The sequence below is a fragment of the Candidatus Edwardsbacteria bacterium genome (assembly GCA_031082425.1).
GTDB lineage: Bacteria > Edwardsbacteria > AC1 > AC1 > EtOH8 > UBA2226.
The window spans coordinates 58,319-77,666 of record JAVHLB010000010.1 but is presented as its reverse complement, the minus strand read 5'-3'; the positions used below and the strand labels follow the sequence as shown (position 1 = coordinate 77,666).

General features: G+C 50.6%; 18 protein-coding genes and 1 tRNA gene. 15 read left to right on the top strand and 4 right to left on the bottom strand.

The window, feature by feature from the left end:
• Positions 1-121 precede the first annotated feature (121 nt).
• From RDU76_10170 to RDU76_10155, 4 genes are all read right to left on the bottom strand, one after another.
• Complete coding sequence (locus RDU76_10170; protein ID MDQ7799288.1) at positions 122-661, bottom strand: phosphatase PAP2 family protein; 540 nt, start codon at positions 659-661, stop codon at positions 122-124.
• Positions 662-767: 106 nt separating this feature from the next.
• Positions 768-1,685 carry a 4Fe-4S binding protein gene (locus RDU76_10165; GenBank protein MDQ7799287.1) on the bottom strand — a complete coding sequence of 306 codons (918 nt, stop codon included), beginning with the start codon at positions 1,683-1,685 and terminating at the stop codon, positions 768-770.
• 15 nt (positions 1,686-1,700) lie between these two features.
• On the bottom strand, positions 1,701-2,267 hold the full coding sequence (locus tag RDU76_10160; protein MDQ7799286.1) for an Rnf-Nqr domain containing protein: 567 nt from the start codon (positions 2,265-2,267) through the stop codon (positions 1,701-1,703).
• The gene (locus RDU76_10155; GenBank protein MDQ7799285.1) at positions 2,264-2,869 is read right to left on the bottom strand and encodes an Rnf-Nqr domain containing protein; all 606 of its coding nucleotides are present in this window, start codon (positions 2,867-2,869) and stop codon (positions 2,264-2,266) included. The genes RDU76_10160 and RDU76_10155 overlap by 4 nt, the downstream gene beginning before the upstream one ends.
• Before the next feature lie 186 nt (positions 2,870-3,055).
• Between RDU76_10155 and RDU76_10150 the strand changes: the two genes are divergently transcribed.
• From RDU76_10150 to RDU76_10080, 15 genes are all read left to right on the top strand, one after another.
• Positions 3,056-4,411: a DUF4139 domain-containing protein gene (locus tag RDU76_10150; GenBank protein ID MDQ7799284.1), complete on the top strand. Its 1,356-nt coding sequence runs from the start codon at positions 3,056-3,058 to the stop codon at positions 4,409-4,411.
• A 114-nt stretch (positions 4,412-4,525) separates the two neighbouring features.
• Positions 4,526-5,887, top strand: a complete 1,362-nt coding sequence (locus RDU76_10145) for a TldD/PmbA family protein (protein MDQ7799283.1) — start codon at positions 4,526-4,528, stop codon at positions 5,885-5,887.
• A 72-nt stretch (positions 5,888-5,959) separates the two neighbouring features.
• Positions 5,960-6,047 (top strand) — tRNA-Ser (locus RDU76_10140).
• Between the two features lie 208 nt (positions 6,048-6,255).
• A complete protein-coding gene (gmd, locus tag RDU76_10135) occupies positions 6,256-7,221 on the top strand; it encodes a GDP-mannose 4,6-dehydratase (GenBank protein ID MDQ7799282.1) in 966 nt (321 codons plus the stop codon).
• Positions 7,218-8,156, top strand: coding sequence for a GDP-mannose 4,6-dehydratase (locus RDU76_10130; protein ID MDQ7799281.1), 939 nt, complete (start codon positions 7,218-7,220; stop codon positions 8,154-8,156). The genes gmd and RDU76_10130 overlap by 4 nt, the downstream gene beginning before the upstream one ends.
• A gap of 29 nt (positions 8,157-8,185) precedes the next feature.
• Positions 8,186-8,641: a dTDP-4-dehydrorhamnose 3,5-epimerase family protein gene (locus RDU76_10125; GenBank protein MDQ7799280.1), complete on the top strand. Its 456-nt coding sequence runs from the start codon at positions 8,186-8,188 to the stop codon at positions 8,639-8,641.
• Positions 8,642-8,718: 77 nt separating this feature from the next.
• Entirely contained in the window at positions 8,719-9,729 is a 1,011-nt protein-coding gene (rfbB, locus tag RDU76_10120; GenBank protein MDQ7799279.1) for a dTDP-glucose 4,6-dehydratase, read from the top strand.
• Between the two features lie 36 nt (positions 9,730-9,765).
• Positions 9,766-11,073: a nucleotide sugar dehydrogenase gene (locus RDU76_10115; protein MDQ7799278.1), complete on the top strand. Its 1,308-nt coding sequence runs from the start codon at positions 9,766-9,768 to the stop codon at positions 11,071-11,073.
• Positions 11,074-11,364: 291 nt separating this feature from the next.
• Complete coding sequence (locus tag RDU76_10110; protein ID MDQ7799277.1) at positions 11,365-12,864, top strand: hypothetical protein; 1,500 nt, start codon at positions 11,365-11,367, stop codon at positions 12,862-12,864.
• A gap of 262 nt (positions 12,865-13,126) precedes the next feature.
• Positions 13,127-14,044 (top strand): SLBB domain-containing protein, encoded by a 918-nt coding sequence (locus RDU76_10105; GenBank protein ID MDQ7799276.1) that lies wholly within the window; start codon positions 13,127-13,129, stop codon positions 14,042-14,044.
• Positions 14,045-14,105: 61 nt separating this feature from the next.
• Positions 14,106-15,302 carry a Wzz/FepE/Etk N-terminal domain-containing protein gene (locus RDU76_10100; protein ID MDQ7799275.1) on the top strand — a complete coding sequence of 399 codons (1,197 nt, stop codon included), beginning with the start codon at positions 14,106-14,108 and terminating at the stop codon, positions 15,300-15,302.
• The gene (locus RDU76_10095) at positions 15,303-16,655 is read left to right on the top strand and encodes an O-antigen ligase family protein (GenBank protein MDQ7799274.1); all 1,353 of its coding nucleotides are present in this window, start codon (positions 15,303-15,305) and stop codon (positions 16,653-16,655) included.
• Positions 16,652-17,632 (top strand): class I SAM-dependent methyltransferase, encoded by a 981-nt coding sequence (locus RDU76_10090; protein ID MDQ7799273.1) that lies wholly within the window; start codon positions 16,652-16,654, stop codon positions 17,630-17,632. Before RDU76_10095 ends, RDU76_10090 begins: the two co-directional genes overlap by 4 nt.
• Positions 17,632-18,900, top strand: a complete 1,269-nt coding sequence (locus RDU76_10085; GenBank protein MDQ7799272.1) for a flippase — start codon at positions 17,632-17,634, stop codon at positions 18,898-18,900. Before RDU76_10090 ends, RDU76_10085 begins: the two co-directional genes overlap by 1 nt.
• Positions 18,901-18,943: 43 nt before the next feature.
• A partial coding sequence (locus RDU76_10080) for a glycosyltransferase (GenBank protein MDQ7799271.1) occupies positions 18,944-19,348 on the top strand: 405 nt, incomplete at its 3' end.

Sequence of the window (19,348 nt, the reverse complement as noted above, 5' to 3'; positions counted from 1 at the left end):
GCCGTCCCCTAAAACTTCTCTTTGGAGCTTTCTCTTAGTTATAAGAGAAAGCGGGGAAGTATGATTGGTGTAATAAAAAGGGCAGATATATGGCTTCATTCGGGTTGACCTGTTTCGAAAATCAGGGTGATGTATCCGGGTTCTCGTCTTTTTTGCAGAACAGGTCGTGCAAAAAAGTGTCGAATTCGAATCCCAGTATCTTCTCCTTGTAATGCAGGGTCAGCTTGGCGGTGCCAAAGCCGATGATCGCTCCGGCCAGAACATCCGAAGGGTAGTGCCGGCCCAGGTATACCCGCGACACCGCCACACCGGCGGCCGCCGTATATAATGGTATGGAAAGCTTCGGGTACTGATGGGAGAAGACGGTGGCCAGGGCGAAGGCCCCGGTGGCATGCCCGGAGGGAAAGGATGAATTGGAACGCTCGGTGGGGCCCTCCGGCCGGTCCCGGTTGATCAGGTTCTTCAGACCGTAGGTCATGGCGGCCGAGGCTCCGTCTGCGAAAAGCGCCAGCTTGGCGCTGTGCCGGGCCTTCTGGCTGCCGAACAGCCCCACTCCGGCGCAGATGGCTATGCCCATTTCGGCCTCTCCGATATCGGTGCAGAACTGCATGGGGTCGTCCAGCCAATCCCGCTGCCAGCGGGTATGGATCTGGTCGTACAATCTCTGGTCTATACTTTGAGCCTGACCTGCAGGAACAGTTATAAGAACCAACAGCAGGATATATGTCAAGGCCGCTATTTTTAATTTTGCATTTTGCATTTTTAATTTAAAAACGGGTGAGGTCAACATGCCCCAGGGCCCCCAGCATGGTGATGGCCTTGGTGGGGCAGACCTCAAAGCACAGTCCGCAGCCGATGCACTGGCCGCGCATCACCTTGTGGTGCTCGCCCTTCTTGCCGATGATGCAGTCGGTGGGGCAGACCGATTTGCACTGCTGACAGCCGTTGCACTGCAGGCCGATGAAGGCGGTGGGCCGGTTGGGAATGCGGTCCAGATATGATCTCTGGGGGCATTTGTAAACGCAGATGGAGCAGGAACGGCACTTGTCATAATCTATTTTCGGCAGGGAGCCGTCCCAGACGATGGCCCCGTAGGGACATTCCTTCAAGCAGCTTCCGCAGGTGGAGCAGCCCTGCCGGCACTGGCCGGGAAGATCCTCCGATTTGGCCTGGCAGATGCAGGCCAGGTATATCTGCTGGGTCTTGGGGGCCAGTTTCAGGATTCCCTTGGGGCAGGCGTTGGTGCAGCGTCCGCAGCCGGTGCATTTGGAGTAGTCGATCTTGGGCAGTCCCTGGGGCGTCAGGCTGATGGCCCCGTAAGGGCAGGCCGTGATGCAGTCGCCCAGCCGCAGACAGCCGTAAATGCACTCCCGGTTCCCTCCATATAACAGCATGGCCCCCCGGCAGCTGTCCACCCCGAAATAATTGAAACGGTTCCGGGCGTTCTCGGCCGATCCCTGGCAGTTGACGAACGGGGCCACGCTGGACCTGGGCATCACCGTCTCGGCCTGCAGTTCGGCCAGTTTGGCCTTGAGGTTCTCGCCGCCGGGCAGGCAGCGGCTGATATCGGGCTCGCCCTGGGCCAGCCTTTGGGCATATCCCAGACAGCCGTCCTCCAGCCGGCAAAGCCCGCAGTCCAGGCCGGGCAGAAGTTTCAAAAAACCATCGGTAAATTTTGTAGCCATGGCAGAATCAATTCCCTAAAATAAAAGAGATATCCCATGATATGAAAGCCAGACCACCGAGCAGACCAGCAGGTATGCCGGCCACCCTCGAAGGGCCCGGCTGAACGATCCCCGTTCGGATTTTTCCCGGAAGAAAGATATCAGCAGGTTGGATATCATGAAGCCCAGGGAGATGCCGATAACGCGGCTCAGGGCGGTCAGAATGCCGTCCGGGGTATAGTGTATCAGCAGCAGGCCGGACCCCAGCACGGCGATGTTCAAAAAATAGAACGGCAGGTGGCGGCCGACCAAGGAGCGACTGCCGAAAGTGCGCTGCATCAGATAGTGCCAGCCCCACATCAATAGCATCAGCAGGGGCAGCTCCAGGGGCAGGGCTTTCAGCGGGCCCAGCACCAGGTAATGCAGGATCCATGATGAGAAACCGAAGAGGGCGATCAGTATCCCCCCGGCCAGGCTGTATCCCAGTGCCCGATAGGGCTGGCCAGACATGCCCTCGGCCGAGGAGGGGATCAACCCGAAATTTATCAGGGGCTGATACAGGAACAGGCCGGACAGGAAGGCGATGGCGATATGGGCTGTCATTTTCGGCCTCCCGGGGCTGATATCCGGTAGATCACTATGGCCAGAGCGGTAAACAGCATCCCGCCGAAGGCCATGCCCAGCATGGGCCAGGGGGGGCGGCTGAAAAGCAGGCCGCCTGACAGATAGCCTTTGCCGATCAGCTCCCGCACGAAGGCCACCGCCAGCATCACCAGCAGTATGCCGGCGCCCTGGCCGGAGGCGTCGAATACCGCCCGGCCCAGGGAGGTGGTGTGGGAGAAGGCCTGGGCCCGGGAGAACACCACCGGGCCGGCGGCCAGAAGATACATGATGGTCACCGTGTGTTCGGGAAGATGCGACAGCCGGGCGGCAAAAGCGGAACTGATGATCGCCAGCATCACCGCCGAGGCCAGGGCCATGGCCCACAGGGGTATCCGGTAACGGAATATATCGCCGGCAATGGAGGAGGCGATGCTGTTGACCAGGATGAGCGCCAGGCAGATGCTGCCCAGAAAGAAGGCCTGTTCCGTGGTCCGGGTCCCGGCCACCGCCAGGAATATCCCGGTGCCCGAGAACAATAGGCCGTTCTCGGAGAACAGGTTCTTGATGAAAAGCTGTTGTTTGGTCTCTGAAGGTAGCCGCATTGGACGTCCGATCAGGTGGTTAGATATAAATTAACGTCTAAGTATATGTTTTTTATAATTTAAAGTCAAGGCAAAACGAACGGCCTAACGGCAGCTTGGGCAAAGCGAACGGCCGATGATAACCCTTGACTAATGAAAATTTATAACCTATACTTAAAACCAACCATCAAATCAGGAAGGGGTAAAATGAAGAAGCTATTGATCACCGGTCTGACAATCCTGGCCTGCCTGCCGGCAGCCGGCCAGGAGAGGAAGGACATCAGCCTGACCGTATATAACAGCGACCTGGGGCTGGTCACCGAGGTCAGAAACCTGAGGATCGGCAGCGGCAGATCGGAGCTCCGGCTGAGCGACGTACCATCGCAGATCGACCCCACCTCGGTGCACTTCAAATCGCTGACCTCGCCGGACAAGGTGGCCATCCTGGAGCAGAACTACCAGTTCGACCTGGTCAGCCCGGCCAAATTGATGGAGCGGTATATAGACCAGAAGATAAGGGTGATCTCCTCCCTGGGCAAGACCTACGAGGGAATCCTGATGTCCCACGACGGGTCCAATATCGTGCTCAACACCGGGGGGAACATCATCACCTTGCGGCTGACCGACAACCTGCAGAATATCGAGTTCCCCAGCCTGCCCCAGGGACTGATCACCAAGCCCACCCTGGTTTGGCTGGCCGACAACCGGGGGCCGAAAGACCAGGAATGCCAGATATCCTACATGACCGGCGGGATCAGATGGCACGCCGAGTATGTGGCGGTGCTGGACCAGGATGAGAAGAGCCTCAACCTGGGGGCCTGGGTGTCGCTGGACAACCGCTCCGGGGCCTCCTATGAAAATGCCAAACTCAAGCTGATAGCCGGCGATGTCAACCGGATTCAATCCCTGCCACAGTTGAGGACCGGTCGCATGGATAAGAGCTCACTGGCCGAAGCCGCCCCGCAGTTCGAGGAGAAGGCTTTCTTCGAATATCACCTGTACACTCTGCAGCGCCGGGCCACGGTGTCCGACAACCAGATCAAGCAGGTGTCGCTGTTCCCCAACGCCGAGGTCAAGATCAAAAAGGTCTATATTTACGACGGGGCCTTTAACGCCAGGGACATCAGGGTCAACCTGGAGTTCCGCAACGACAAGGCTTCGGGGCTGGGGATGGCCCTGCCGGCCGGCAAGGTGCGCACCTACAAGCTCGACAGCGACGGGACCCAGCAGTTCATCGGCGAGGACCTGATCGGCCACACTCCCAAGGACGAGAAGCTGCGGATCTTTCTGGGCAATGCCTTCGATCTGGTGGGGGAGAGGAGTCAGAAGGATTACAAGCGGATAAACGACCGCACCCAGGAGCAGACCATCGAAGTGAAACTGCGGAACCACAAGGACGAATCGGCCGAGATTGTGGTGGTGGAGCACCTATCCGGCGACTGGAAGATCACCCAGAATTCCCATAAATATCTCAAGAAGGACGCCACCACGATAGAGTTCGTCATCCCGGTGGCCAGGGACGGCGAGACGGTGCTGAACTATACCTACCGCAGCAAGTGGTGAGCCTTTGGGCTCTGATTTCTGCCCAACCTCCCCGGCAAAGCGTTTATTCTGCTTGACCTTAAATTCAATTATTGATATAATCACACCTCTTAGTTACATCCGGGAGATATTTTCATGTACGGGCAGGCTAAAATAAAAAAGATGCTCCGGCTGGCGCTGTCCGCCTCCCGGGCCGACCAGACAGAGGTCTTCATAACCGCCGAGGATTCGGCCCTGACCCGCTTCGCCAATTCCTACATCCACCAGAATGTGGCCCAGCGCAACGGGACCATATCGGTGCGGGCGGTATTCGGCCAGAAGATAGGGATGGCCTCCAGCAACATACTCACCGAGCAGAGCATCCGGGATACGGTATCCCAGGCCTGCAGCATCGCCAAACTGCAGCACGATAACCCCGATTTCGTATCCCTGCCCGGCCCGGAAAAAGCCGGCCGCCAGGCGCCCGATCTTTATGTGGAGGAAACGGCCCAGATCACTCCGGCCCAAAGGGCCGAAGCGGTGGGCAGGATTTGCCGCAAAGCGGAGAAGCATAAGGCCAGGGCCTTCGGGGCTTTCAGCACCGGAACGGTGGAGATCGGCATCGCCAATTCGCTGGGCGTAATGCAATACAATTGTTCCACCGACGCCAATCTCAACACCGTAGTGATGAGCGATACCGGTTCGGGCTACGGCCAGGGGGCCTCCCGCGATGCAGGGAAGATAAACATCGACGCCATCGCCGACAGCGCGGTCAAAAAAGCGGTGGACAGCCGGAACCCGGCCGACATCAAGCCCGGGCGCTATCCGGTGATCCTGGAGGCCATGGCGGTGTACACCCTGGTGGAATTCATGAACTACACCGGGTTCTCGGCCATGGCGGTTCAGGAGGGGCGCAGCTTCATCGGCCTGAATATAGGCCAGCCGGTGGTAGATCCCCAGATCACCATTTTAGACGATCCTTACAATAAAAAAGGCTTTGCCTTTCCCTTCGATTTCGAGGGGGTGCCCAAACAGAAGGTGACCCTGATAGACCAGGGCATTGCCAAAGGGGTGGTCTACGATTCCTACACGGCGTATAAGGAAAATAAAAGATCCACTGGCCATGCCCTGCCGGCCCCGGCCTACTTTCCCATGGCCCTGAACCTGGAGATGAAGGGCGGCCGGTCATCGATCGAAGAAATGATCAGCACCACCGAGCGCGGCATCTATGTCACCCGGTTCCATTACTGCAACCTGATCGATCCCATGCAGGTGTCCCTGACCGGGATGACCCGCGACGGGACCTTCCTGATAGAAAACGGAAAGATAACCAAGCCGGTCAAGAACCTTCGGTTCACCGAGAGCGTTTTGAAAACCCTGTCCAAGGTATCCGCCATCTCCAGGAAGACCAGCCTGGTGACCGAGGACAATGCTTATGGCAACCGCTTTGCCAACGGCATCCTGGTCCCGGCCTTAAAGCTGGAGAGCTTCAATTTCAGCGGGGCCACCGAATTCTGATCTTGAATGCCGGGCTGAAAAATAAATATTGAGAACCCGGTGATCTAATATCTATATACGATTATCAAAAACGGAGAGATGTCCGAGCGGCCGAAGGAGCACGTCTGGAAAGCGTGTATACCGCAAGGTATCCTGGGTTCAAATCCCAGTCTCTCCGCCATTATTCCAAACCTGCCGGGCTATGGTCCGGCACCGGCGGGCGCCAGGCAGTAAATAAGAACCCAGGAAAGCGGAGCGGTGGGGTTCTCTGCCGGCCAAGCCAGAATTGACCGGGCAACCGGCTTCTCCAGGCAGGGCTGTTGAAATTTTAGGAATGAATATCACCAACAACAGGTCTGAATATCAATAAATATAAAAACAGGTAATTTATGAAAGCTTTGATTACCGGAATCACCGGGCAGGACGGATCGTACCTGGCCGATTTTCTTTTAGAGAAGGGCTACCAGGTCTACGGCATGGTGCGCCGGGCCTCCACCGAGAATTTTGAACGGATAGAGCATATCAAGGACCGGGTTCAACTGGTGCAGGCGGATCTGCTGGACCAGCTTTCCATGATCAACGTGATCAAGCAGGCGAACCCCGACGAGGTCTACAACCTGGCCGCCCAGTCGTTCGTCCCCACCTCCTGGGACCAGCCGGTCCTCACCGGGGAGTTCACCGCCCTGGGGGTGACCCGGATGCTGGAGGCCATTCGGCTGGTGAATCCCAGGATAAAATTCTACCAGGCCTCCAGCTCGGAGATGTTCGGCAAGGTCCGGGAGACGCCGCAGACCGAACTGACCCCGTTCTATCCCCGCAGCCCCTACGGCGTGGCCAAGGTCTACGGCCATTGGATCACCATCAACTACCGCGAATCCTACAATATCTTTGCCTGCTCCGGCATCCTGTTCAACCACGAATCGCCCAGAAGGGGCAAGGAGTTCGTCACCAAGAAGATCACCGATGCCGTGGCCCGGATCAAGCTGGGCCTGGAGAAGGAGCTTCGGCTGGGGACCCTGGACGCCAAGCGGGATTGGGGCTTTGCCGGCGACTATGTGCGGGCCATGTGGCTGATGCTGCAGCAGCCGCAGCCCGACGATTATGTGATCGCCACCGGCCGGACCCATTCGGTGCGGGATTTCTGCCAGATCGCTTTCGAGCATGTCGGTCTGGATTACAACGATTACGTCAAGATCGACCAGCGGTTCGTCCGCCCGGCCGAGGTGGACCTGCTGCTGGGCGATTCCACCAAGGCCCAGAAGGCCCTCAAATGGGAGATCAAGGTGCCCTTTGAGGAGCTGGTGAAAATGATGGTCGATGCCGACTTAAAAATCTATAAAAACCGGATGAAGTGAGGGTTTTCATCACCGGCATAGAGGGTTTTGTGGGCCATCATCTGGCCCGGCATCTGATATCCGCCGGGCATGAGGTCTCCGGTAGTTATTTTGATGAGCCGGCGGTGGGAGAGCTCAAAGATAGCTGCGCCCTTTTCCGGATAGACCTGCGGAGCGGCCAGGGGCTGCGCCAGGCGCTGGCCACCGCCAGGCCCCAATGCCTGTACCACCTGGCGGCCCAGAGCTCACCGGCCGTATCATTCCAAAAGCCGGTGGACACCTTTGAGATAAACGTCATCGGCCTGGTGAACCTGCTGGAGGAGATGCGGAGAACCGTCCCGGAATGTAAATTGGTGATGGTCAGCTCCTGCGAGGTCTACGGCCTGACCGACACCTCCGATCCGGTCCAGGAGGACCATCCCTACAACGCCGCCAGCCCGTACGCCGTCAGCAAGATATCCCAGGAGCAGCTGGCCATCCAGTATTTTCACTCCTATCAGATGAATACGATAGTGGCCAGGGCCTTCCCGCATACCGGTCCGGGGCAGCCGGAGATGTTCGCCCTGCCCAGTTTTGCCCGGCAGATAGCCGGGATCGCAAAACACGGGAGCGATCCGGTGGTCCTGGTGGGAAACCTCAGCGCCCGGCGTGACATCTCGGATGTAAGGGACATAGTGAAGGCCTACGTTCTGCTGGCTGAAGCGGGCCAGCCCGGGGAGGTTTACAATGTCTGCTCGGGCAAGAACATCACCATTCAGCAGGCTCTGGAGATGTTGATAAAGTTATCGGGCAAAAAGATAGAGGTTCGGACCGACCCCCAGAGGTTCCGTCCCCTGGACCTTCCGATATTGTGGGGCGACAACGGCAAGATCAGCCGGCAGACCGGCTGGCAGCCGGAATATGGGATCGAGCGGACGCTGAGGGAACTTTATCAGTATTGGCTGGACCGGGTATAATTTAAAACCATCTGTTTGGGAGCAGTAAAATGATCGAAGGCGTCAAGATAAAAAAACTGAAGGTCATTCCCGATGAGCGAGGCCGGCTGATGGAGATATTGCGCTGCGACGACGAGGTCTTCCAAAAATTCGGCCAGGTCTACCTCAGCACCACCTATCCCGGGGTGGTCAAGGGGTGGCATTATCACAAGGCCCAGACCGATAACATCGTCTGCGTAAAGGGCATGCTGAAGCTGGTGCTGTTCGACAACCGCGAAAACTCGGCCACCAACGGCCAGGTCAACGAATTCTTCATCGGCGAGCATAACCCCATGCTGGTGCAGGTTCCCAAGGGCGTCTACCACGGATGGAAATGCGTCTCCGGCGATGAGGCCATGGTGATCAACTGCCCCTCCGAGGCCTACAATTATTCCCAGCCCGACGAATATCGGCTCGACCCCCACCAGAACGATGTGCCCTATAAATGGGACCGCAAGGACGGATGACTTCAGGGACCTGATTACAGGGAACTGGTCAATGGGAACGAAAAACGCAGAACTGTAAACCTCCAACTGTATCGATCATGGCCAAAACAATTTTAATTACCGGCGGGGCGGGGTTCATCGGCAGCAATTTCGTCCGGTTGATGCTGGGCAAATACCCGGATCATAATATCATCAACCTGGACAAGCTGACCTATGCCGGGAATCCGGAGAACCTCAAGGATATCCGATCCCACAAGAATTACCGGTTCGTTCAGGGCGATATCTGCGATGCCGGGCTGGTCGACGGCCTGATGCCGGGGGTGGAATGGGTGGTCAATTTTGCCGCCGAGACCCACGTGGACCGCTCGGTGGACGATCCCTTCGTCTTCACCCAGACCAATGTCATCGGCACCCATACCCTGCTGGAATATGCCCGCCGCCACCGGGTCAAGGGGTTCATCCAGATCGGGACCGACGAGGTCTACGGCAGCGTGGAGACCGGATCATCGGTGGAATCCGACAAATTGGACCCCCGCAGCCCATATTCGTCCTCCAAGGCGGCCGGCGATCTGCTGGCCCTGTCCTATCACACCACCTTCGGAATGGATGTCCGGGTCACCCGCTGCACAAATAATTACGGGCCCTATCAGTTTCCGGAGAAGCTGATACCGTTCTTCGTCACCAATGCCCTGGAGGACAGGGAGCTTCCCATCTACGGCGACGGCCGGAACGTCCGGGACTGGCTGTATGTGGAGGATCACTGCCAGGCCATAGATTTCATCCTGCACCACGGGCAGGCCGGGGATATCTACAATATCGGGGGCGGTCAGGAGATGGAGAATATCCAGATCACCGATATCATCCTGAAGGAGTTGAACAAGCCGGCCAGCCTTAAAAAATACGTCCAGGACCGGCCGGGGCACGACAGGCGCTATTCGCTGGACATCTCCAAGATGCTTAAACTGGGCTGGAAGCCCCGGCACACTTTTGATGCGGCCATCAAGGAGACCATCAAATGGTATAGGGAGAACGAAAGGTGGTGGCGCGACATCAAAGAGGGCAAGCGGGAGTACCAGGATTTCAAGGACCGCTGGTACAAAGAGAGATAACAATAAACATCCAAATACATTTTAAGGTGTTCTAACATGGAACTTAAGCAAAAGATCCAGACCCGCCAGGCCAGGGTGGCGGTGATCGGGCTGGGTTACGTAGGGTTGCCACTGGCGGTGGAGTTTGCCAGGGCGGGCTTTGAGGTGATCGGCATTGATCTGGACCCCAGGAAGGTTGCCAATATCAATAAGGGAAAGAATTACATCATCGACGTCGATGACAAACAACTCCAGGAGGTGATCTCCCAAGGCAAGCTTAAGGCCACCACCGATTACGGTGTCCTTAAAAAATGCGATGCAGTCCACATCTGCGTTCCCACGCCGTTCACCGCCACCAAGGATCCCGATATCAGCTTCATCGTTAATTCAACAGAGGGCATTGCCAGGCACCTTCACAAGGGGATGCTGGTCATCCTGAAAAGCACCACCTATCCGGAGACCACCACCAAGGTGGTCAAGCCCATCCTGGAGAAGACCGGCCTCAAAGCCGGCAGGGATTTTTACCTGGCCTTCTCCCCGGAGCGGATAGATCCAGGCAACCAGAAATTCACCACTGCCACCACCCCCACCGTGGTGGGGGGCTTTACCCCGGCCTGCGGCCAGATGGCCAAATTGATGTACGGCCAGATCATCGAGAAGATAGTGATGGTCTCCTCTCCGTCCACCGCCGAAATGACCAAACTGCTGGAAAACATCTTCCGCAGCGTCAACATCGCCCTGGTCAACGAGCTGGCCTGCCTGTGCGAAAGGATGGACCGGGTTGACATGTGGGAGGTGGTGGATGCCGCCGCCACCAAACCTTACGGATTCATGCCCTTCTATCCCGGGCCGGGGCTGGGGGGACACTGCATCCCCATCGACCCCTACTACCTGGCCTGGAAGGCCAAGGAGTACGACTTTCACACCGACTTCATAGAACTGGCGGCCGAGACCAATGAGAACATGCCTTACCACGTGGTCAACAAGGTGATCGCCGCCCTGAGCGACAAGGGAATGGCCGCCTCCCGTTCCAAAGTGCTGGTGCTGGGAGTGGCCTTCAAGCGGGACATCGACGATGTCCGCAGCTCCCCGGCCATCAAGGTGATCGAACTGCTGGCCCCCAAGGTGAAGACCCTGATCTACAACGATCCCTTCGTGCCGGAGCTGGAGACCGGATGGAAAAAAATGAGATCCACCAAGCTGACCCAACAGCTGATCAAGTCGGTTGACTGCATCCTGATAACCACCGATCATACCGGCTATGATTATAATATGATAGTCAAGAACGCCAAGCTGGTGGTGGACACCCGGAATGCCACCAAGAAGATAAAAAGCGGCAAGGTGGTCAAGATCGGCCGCAAATAAATTTGACCAAAAATACCAAATGCCCCGGGGTGACCCGGGGCGTTGTTTTTTATTTGGGAATGTATGAGTAAAAGAATATTGACCATCCTGCTGATCCCGGTTTTTCTTCAGCAAATCCAGGCTCAGGTTGATACCATCAGGTTATCGATCGTCAGACAGTCTTCGGAAGTTAAAATGGATGAGAGATCTGCCCCTATGTCCGTGGAAATAAAAGGAGATGGCATTGAGTTGGCCCATCGGCCTAAAAATGTCGTGGCTATAAATGGACATTTGACCGGCCTTCAGGTCTTGTTGACCAATAAGTGCGATAGGGAAAAAACCATCGATCTGGCCATGTCCGGCGAAAATATCGAAGGTTTCAAAGCCGTATGCCGCACAGTCCCTTTGGGGGGATCACGCCTCTGCACTTTGAATTTCAGGTCCCTCAATGTGTGTGACTTTCTTTTGAACCTTGCTGCCTCGTCCGGATCGCTGAGCGCATCTGCCAACATCAACTGCAGCGCCCGGTTGGCTTATCCGATATTCGGAACCATTGAACATTTTTCCCGCCAACCCCCCGGCAGAGAGGCGGCCGAAAGGGATATGGAGGTGCTGAAAGACCTGCCCTGCCAGGTCTTCCGGGTGGACGGCCCCGGCACCTGGGCCATTCAGGGAGATCCGGACCGTTACCATTGGGATGAGGCCGACTGGCAGGTTCACCGCATAAAAAAGCTGGGGGCGAAGATCGTGATGCTCTGCGGATACGTTCCCGGATGGATAAAATTCGATCCTCATGAATACACCAAGGAAGAATTGAATTCCTTCCTGGCTCAATATGAAAGATACCTGAAGGAGCTGGTCGTCCGCTATGCCGGAGAGGTGGATTACTGGGAGATATGGAATGAGCCGGAACTGTTCTGGTTTGACAACAGGATAGGGCAGAAAGAAACCGAGGTTTTATACCGGATAATAAGGATCGCCAACCGGGTGATCCGAAAGCGGGATCCCACGGCAGTGATCCTGACCCCGGGATTCACCCCCGATGTCATCAACTGCAGCGGTCCGGGGTTTGCCCTGTTTGATTCACTGCAAAGGAGGGGAATGTTCGGCCTGGTTGACGCATTATGCCTGCACAACTATCCCGGGGCCTACCCGCCGGCCCGCGACAGTGTCTCCGGTTCCCAAGGATTTCCGGATTGGCTCAAGGGTTTTGAGGGCAGGGCCGATCTGACAAAAATAAAAAACTATTTACACCAAAAGAAAATAGCCCAGCCGATATGGTTCACCGAGTGCGGCCTGCCGTATAAGGCTGGTGCTGACCGGGAAGCCGCCCTGGCTTTTGCCAGGATGCTGGCCATCAACGCTTTCGAAGGGGTTCAGGTATTCATCCAGTACGAGGCTTATGATTACCCCCACGATGCCCATCCGCCTGATTTTGCCCTGGTGCATTCCGCAAACGGCCAGAAAAGCAGCATGTTCGATTGTTATCGGGCCTTGATCCGGGTTTTATCCGGGGCCGTCTCGGCGCCCGATGCCGTTGAATATCAGGAAAATCAGGACCGGGAGATGATAAAATGCCGCGCTTTCACCAGGAATGGCGAATCGATCCTGATCTTATGGAATGACAGCTTGGATCCAAAAGAGGTGCAGGTAACGTTTGGAAACAGCTTCAAAAAGGCCTCCCGGATCTCTCTTTCGGCCCATAGGAAACGAAATTTCATTGAGCAGAGGGAATACGATGGAGCTCCGGATGAATTGCCTGGCATCCGGCTGGATCCGGGGGATTTTGAAGTTATGACAGTTGTTTATTGAATTATTTCCTTGACAAAAAACGATTTTTGAGATACAATTCGGTAAAGTTTAACAGTATGAGGGGAAACAAGTTGCTGTATTAAAGTTTGTGGCCCGGTCAATCAATTATAGTCGCGCTTTTCGGTTGTTCCATTTGATTGCTTTTTGCCGCAGGTTTTAATACGGCGCCCATAGAGTATTCCCGAATTAATAGTTTAATTTGGCCGGGCGTCTATAGAAGCGTTCCGGCCATTTTATTATGCATTAATATAACGGAGGCAGAATGTCATACCAGTCCAAAGTGATCCTGGCCGCGCTGCTGGCTGTGTTTGCCGGGGTGTCGCTGGCCCAGCAGCGGTCAGATGGCAGGGATCTATACCAGCTGCGGAGCCAGCCGATGATGAAGATCCAGGTGCTGGGCCAGGTCCGCACCCCGGGCATATACCCCCTGCCGGTTATGGAGCGGGTCTCCTCGGCCCTGGCTGCCGCCGGCGGCACCAACGAGCAGGGCTCGCCCCGCAGCATCCAGCTTATCCGGCAAGGCCGGGTGGTGGACACCCTGGACATGTATCATTACCTCTATCAGAACCAGCAAGCGGAGAACCCCATCCTGGAAGATGGTGATGTATTGTTCGTTCCGGTGAACAGTAACAACATCAAGGTGGTGGGACAGGTGTTCCGCCCCGGGATCTTCGAGATCAAGCCGGGGGAGAGATTGCTGGATATCATCGAAATGGCCGGAGGGATCACTCCGGTGGCCACCAAAGAGGACATCAAGATCGAGAACGTGGCCACGCCGGATGTGGTTCAGAGCATCAGTTATAAAAATCTTTTTATAGACGGCGATCAAACCCTAAACGTGCTCATAAAGGAGGGGGATGTGGTGACTGTTCCCACCGCCCCCACCTCGGTGACTGTGGTGGGACAGGTCCAGAAGGGCGGGACCTTCGTTTTTGAGCCGGGCACGGTTTTAAGCTATTATTTGGGGATGGCCGGGGGCTACGGCGAGCGGGCCAGCACCGGCAACATCAGGATCAACCGCTGGGGCGGCAAAAGCCTGAAGGCCAGGGAGGATACCCCCATCGAGCCCGGCGACGTGGTCATCGTGGGGGAGATGCAGATCAAGGGTTGGCGGGATTACATATCCGTCACCGGCCAGCTGATGACCATGTTCTATATCGTCTGGACAGTTGCCAATTGAATCTTGCCACAGAGTCACGGAGACACAGAGGGAAAACAAAATTTACGGAGTTCGATAGAATATGATCAATAGCTTTTATGACCTGCTTTATATCCTGGTCAAGAACCGCAGGACCATCATCTGGATCACGGCCGGGTTCACCGTGTTCGCCCTATTGCTAAGCCTACTGATCCCCAAAAAATACAAGGCCACCGCCACCTTGATGCCTCCGGCCAGCCAGAGCATGAGCCTGATGAGCCTGGCCTTCAAGGCCGGCATGCCTTCCGATCCGGAAGTGGGCGGGGTGGGCTTTATGCCGGGAATGATGACTCCATCGGACATTTTTGGTTTTATGCTTAAGAACGGGGCAGTCACCGGCCGGGTGATCGATCAGTGCGCTTTAGTGAAGCATTACAAGAAGGACAAGCAGTGGGCCAAGGACCCCGGTAAAGCCATGTACAACGTGAACAAGAAGCTGGACAAGGCCACTGCCATAAAAGTGACCGAGGAACGCTTTATAACGGTCACGGTTGAGGACAAAAGCGCCGACAAAGCCGCCGAGGTGGCCAATTGCTATGGAGACGTGCTGAACAGCATCTACAGCGGGCTCAACATGTCCCAGGGCCAGAGGGCCCGGGAGTTCATCGAGAACCGGGTGGCCCAGGAGGAGGTTTTGTTAAGGGAGATGGAGGACTCCCTGAGGGTGTTCCAAAAACGCTTCCGGACGGTATCCATCACCGAGGAGATGAAGGCCCTGATTGAGATGTCGGCCAAAATAGAGGCTGACATCATGACCAAAAGAATAGAGCTGGAGGCCCTTAAATCCTACAATACCAAAGATAATTCCCAGATAAAAATATTAACCACCGAGATAGACAAGGCTGAACAGCAGTTGAACAACCTGATGGTGGGGGGCAAGGATAAAACCCTGTTCATTCCCTTTGCCAAAGCACCTGATATCGGCGCTGAGCTGACCCGCCGGATGCGCGCAGTGAAAATACACCAGGAGGTATATGCCCTGCTGGTGGAACAGCTGGAGCATGCCAAGATACTGGAAGCCAAGGATACTCCCAAGATCCAGTTTCTGGAAAGGGCCAGCCCGCCCTGGAAGAAGAGTTGGCCGAAGAAAAGTATTATTGTGATTTTGGGATTTTTCTGTGGGTTATTGATAAGCATTATTTATTCAATTTTAATAGGATGGATCGAATGGGTCAAAACCGATAAAGAAATGATAGGTAAAATCAATTCAATTTTGAATTTATTTATAAAAAACAGTTAAATGGCAGCGATTTTATTTAATAAAAGGTATATTTTATTAAGCGCTTTAAGTATTATTGGTGTTTTAGTAATAACGTTTTATTCTTTTAACTATTGGCTTGCCTTGCTTCTTACTTTAGGCGTTGCTTTTTGTATACCGTTTTTTATTTCAGCATTAAAATACCCTGAGTTTATTGTTTTTCTAAGCATCTTATTGAATTTCACGCCACTTAACAGAAATACCGGTTTTTATTTTATTTTATTGCTGGCCATCATCCATTTTTCCAAAAACATTTTAATTGGCCGGCCATTATTTAAAATTGACAAAATATTGACAATATGGTTTTCTTTCATGGTTATGATATTAATAACCTTTGTAAAATGGGTAAATATCTATCGAGGGTTGCGGGGTTCGTTATCAATGATTATAATCCCGATGCTACTATATATTTTATTCAATCACGGTTATATTTCAAAAAAAGGAACGGAAAAATTTCTAACCACTTATTTCCCGTTAGTATATACTTATATAATCATTCAGCTATTGCTGACGGTTATCAAAGGAACTGCAATTTCCGGATATTCATTTCAGGAATTTCATACGGGTTTTGATTTGGGGTGGGGTAAATCTGTTTTTGTTGCCGCACTTACAATGTTTTTGCTGATGTTGACATATCAGACAAGAAACTATTGGCATAATCGTTTTATAATAAAAAGTTTAATTTATTTTAATTTTATAGTAAGTATAGTCGTAATTATTTTAATAATGGCCCGTGCACCATTTGTTTCATTATTTGCCACATTAATGATATATTATTTATATAACAAATTATTCCGTAAAACTTATAAGAAGATAAATTATTTAAACCTATTATACGGAATATTATTAATTATCCCTTTATATTATGTATTTAATAAATTTATTTATTATTTAGCAACCCGTTTTATTCACATGAAGACAGATCCTTCGTTTTTGGTGCGGGTGTATATGTATTACGATGGCTTTATTGCATATATTAATAATATAATAATTGGGGTGGGACCTGAACAGCATATGTTTAAAGATTTTTTAAATTATGTAGCAGATCCCAATAATATATTAATTAGTTATGCCGTTTCTTTTGGGTCTGTCGGATTATTGTTAATTATTGCGCTGTTTCTAATGCCTTACATAACAATGGCTAGACTTTATAAGGTTGGGGATAATAAGAAAATAAAATATTTAGGCGCAATGCTAATTCCTGTTTTAACAATGGCTATATTTAACAGCCTGTTCGAAGTGATTATAACATCATTTTGTTATGGCACTATGTTCTGGACTGTTTACGCGATATTTTATAGATTACATGATGTTAAATTGGATATCTTGTCATGATAAAAATGAAATGTCGTATATGCCAAAATGATGTCGCTAATATGGTGTATATGGTTCGAGACAGAATGTATACAAATGGCGATAAGTATAAATACTTTCAGTGCGCGGAATGTCAGTGTTTGCAAATTGCCGATATACCCAAAGATATTTACGATAAATATTCTAGTAATTATTATAGCTTTTCTTTAGATCAAATTAAAAGGGGACGAAATCAAATATTCAAATACTTTGTAAATATAAGAGACAGCTATACAGTATTTAGGAAAAATATTTTAGGGCTGCTATTAAGTGAATTATTTCCCAATGACCGATTAGGTTTTTTAGCTCATATCAAATTGACTGTTAATTCATCAATATTGGACATAGGTTGTGGTTCTGGAGCTATTCTCCATGAACTCAAAGACTTGGGATTTACGAATATTCTGGGCATCGATCCATTTATTGAAAAAGATATCAATTATAAAAATAATTTAAAAATTATAAAGTCAAATATTAGTGCAATAAGTGGCAAATGGGATGTTATTATTTTCAATCATTCACTTGAGCATATTTGCGATCCTTTTGCTGAACTGAACAAGGCAAAAGCCCTCCTTGCGGATAAGGGTATCATTATTATAAGAACCCCCTTGGCTGATTCTTATGCCATGAATAAATATTCGGTTGATTGGGTGCAAATAGATGCCCCAAGGCATTTTCATATATTTTCTATTAAAAGCATAAATATTCTTTCAAAAAAGGTTGGTATGGCGGTGCTGTCTACGGTATATGATTCAAACCCATTTCAATTTTGGGGAAGCGAGCAATACATAAAAGGCATTCCCTTATTTTCGGAAAATTCTTATGCCGTAAGCCCAAAAAAATCTATTTTCGCCTTAAACATGATTAGGAAATTCAAGAAGCAAGCAATTAAGTTAAATAAAAATAGTGCCGGAGACCAAGCATCGTTTTATTTGGTAAATAGTAATGAATCCCTATAATGCATAGTTTATTTCATAATAAAATATTTGAAAATGTATCTGCATTATTTATTTTGCAAATTGCTAATTATGTATTGCCACTAATTACCTTCCCCTATCTAGTAAGAGTTTTAGGGACTGGTAATTTTGGAGTACTTGCTTTTTCCGCTGCCTTTATTCAATATTTTGTGGTTCTTACCGATTATGGTTTCAATCTGTCAGCCACAAGAGATGTTTCAATAAACCGTGATAATAGATCAGAACTTTCTAAAATATTTATTAATGTTACAGCGATTAAATCTATATTTGCAGTTATTTCTTTCGGGGTTATATTTATATTAACCCGATTTATTCATAAATTCGGACAATTCTCTACTGTTTATTATTTAACCTGTTTGGCTATTTTGGGAAACGTATTGTTTCCGGTATGGTTCCTCCAAGGCTTGGAGAAGATGAAAACAGTTGCAATTATAAACATAACAGTGAGATTATTGTCAACCATATTAATATTCATTTTGGTAAAAAATATAAACGATCTTGCGTTAGCTGTCTTGCTAATTAACGGTACAGTTGTGTTCTCTGGCCTGATATGTGTTTTATTGATTCATCGTATGGATATCCTAGATTTGGTGAAGCCCAGTATAAAGCATATTAGAGAATTGTTGGCTGGTGGTTGGGCTATATTTGTTTCATCACTGGCGGTTTCCCTTGTGGGAAATACAAATATCTTTCTTCTTGGCGTTATAACAACAGATTATAAGTATGTTGGTATATTTTCTATTGCACAAAAAATTGTATGGGCTTTTGCTAATATGGTTGTACCTATTGCAAATGGAATTTTTCCCAGGGTGGGCTTGTTATTTAAAAAGGATAGATACCAAGCATTAAAATTATTGAAAAGAGTGTATTTGTTTGCATTGCCGTTATTTTTGTTTTTGTCTGTGTTTATTTATTTTGGATCAGATGTGTTGTCTAAAATAGTTTCAGGTGAAAATAATAAATTAATATCGCTTGCAATTAAGATTATGTCAATTATTCCCCTCCTAATATTGACGGACAATATATATGGCATGCAGATCATGTTGAATATGGGAATGGAGAAAAAATTCATGTTTATTTACCTTTTAAGCGGGGTTGTATTAATTATAACCTCTCTATTATTGATACCAAGTTATAAATCGACAGGGGCTTCAATATCGATGCTTGTGACGGAAATATTTATATTGTTATATATGTATAAGGCTGTTGCTAAAAAGGGCATTAATTTGTTTGCTTGTTCATTTCAATAGAATAATATTATAAAATAAATAATTTATCTAACTTGTATTGGTTATGGTTAACGTAGCTATTATAATTTTAAATTGGAATAATTCAGAACTAACCCTGAAAGCTGCCAAATCGATAATATGGCAAAACAATATTGTCACTAAGGTAATTATTGCAGACAATGGATCGACGGATTGTTCATATGACCAGCTAAAATTATTGCCCAAGATTGATTTATTAAAGTTTAATTGTAATTATGGCTTTGCTGGGGGTAATAATCGCGCTGTCAAATATGCAATGTCCCGATATAATCCGGAATATGTGCTTTTGCTTAATAATGATGCCGAGTTGGAGGGTAATGCGTTAAATATATTATTTGATAATTGTGAAAAGGCAGATATTCTTTCACCTAAGATATATTACGGAGATAGAAAAACCTTATGGTCCTGTGGCGGGAAAATCGATTTATGG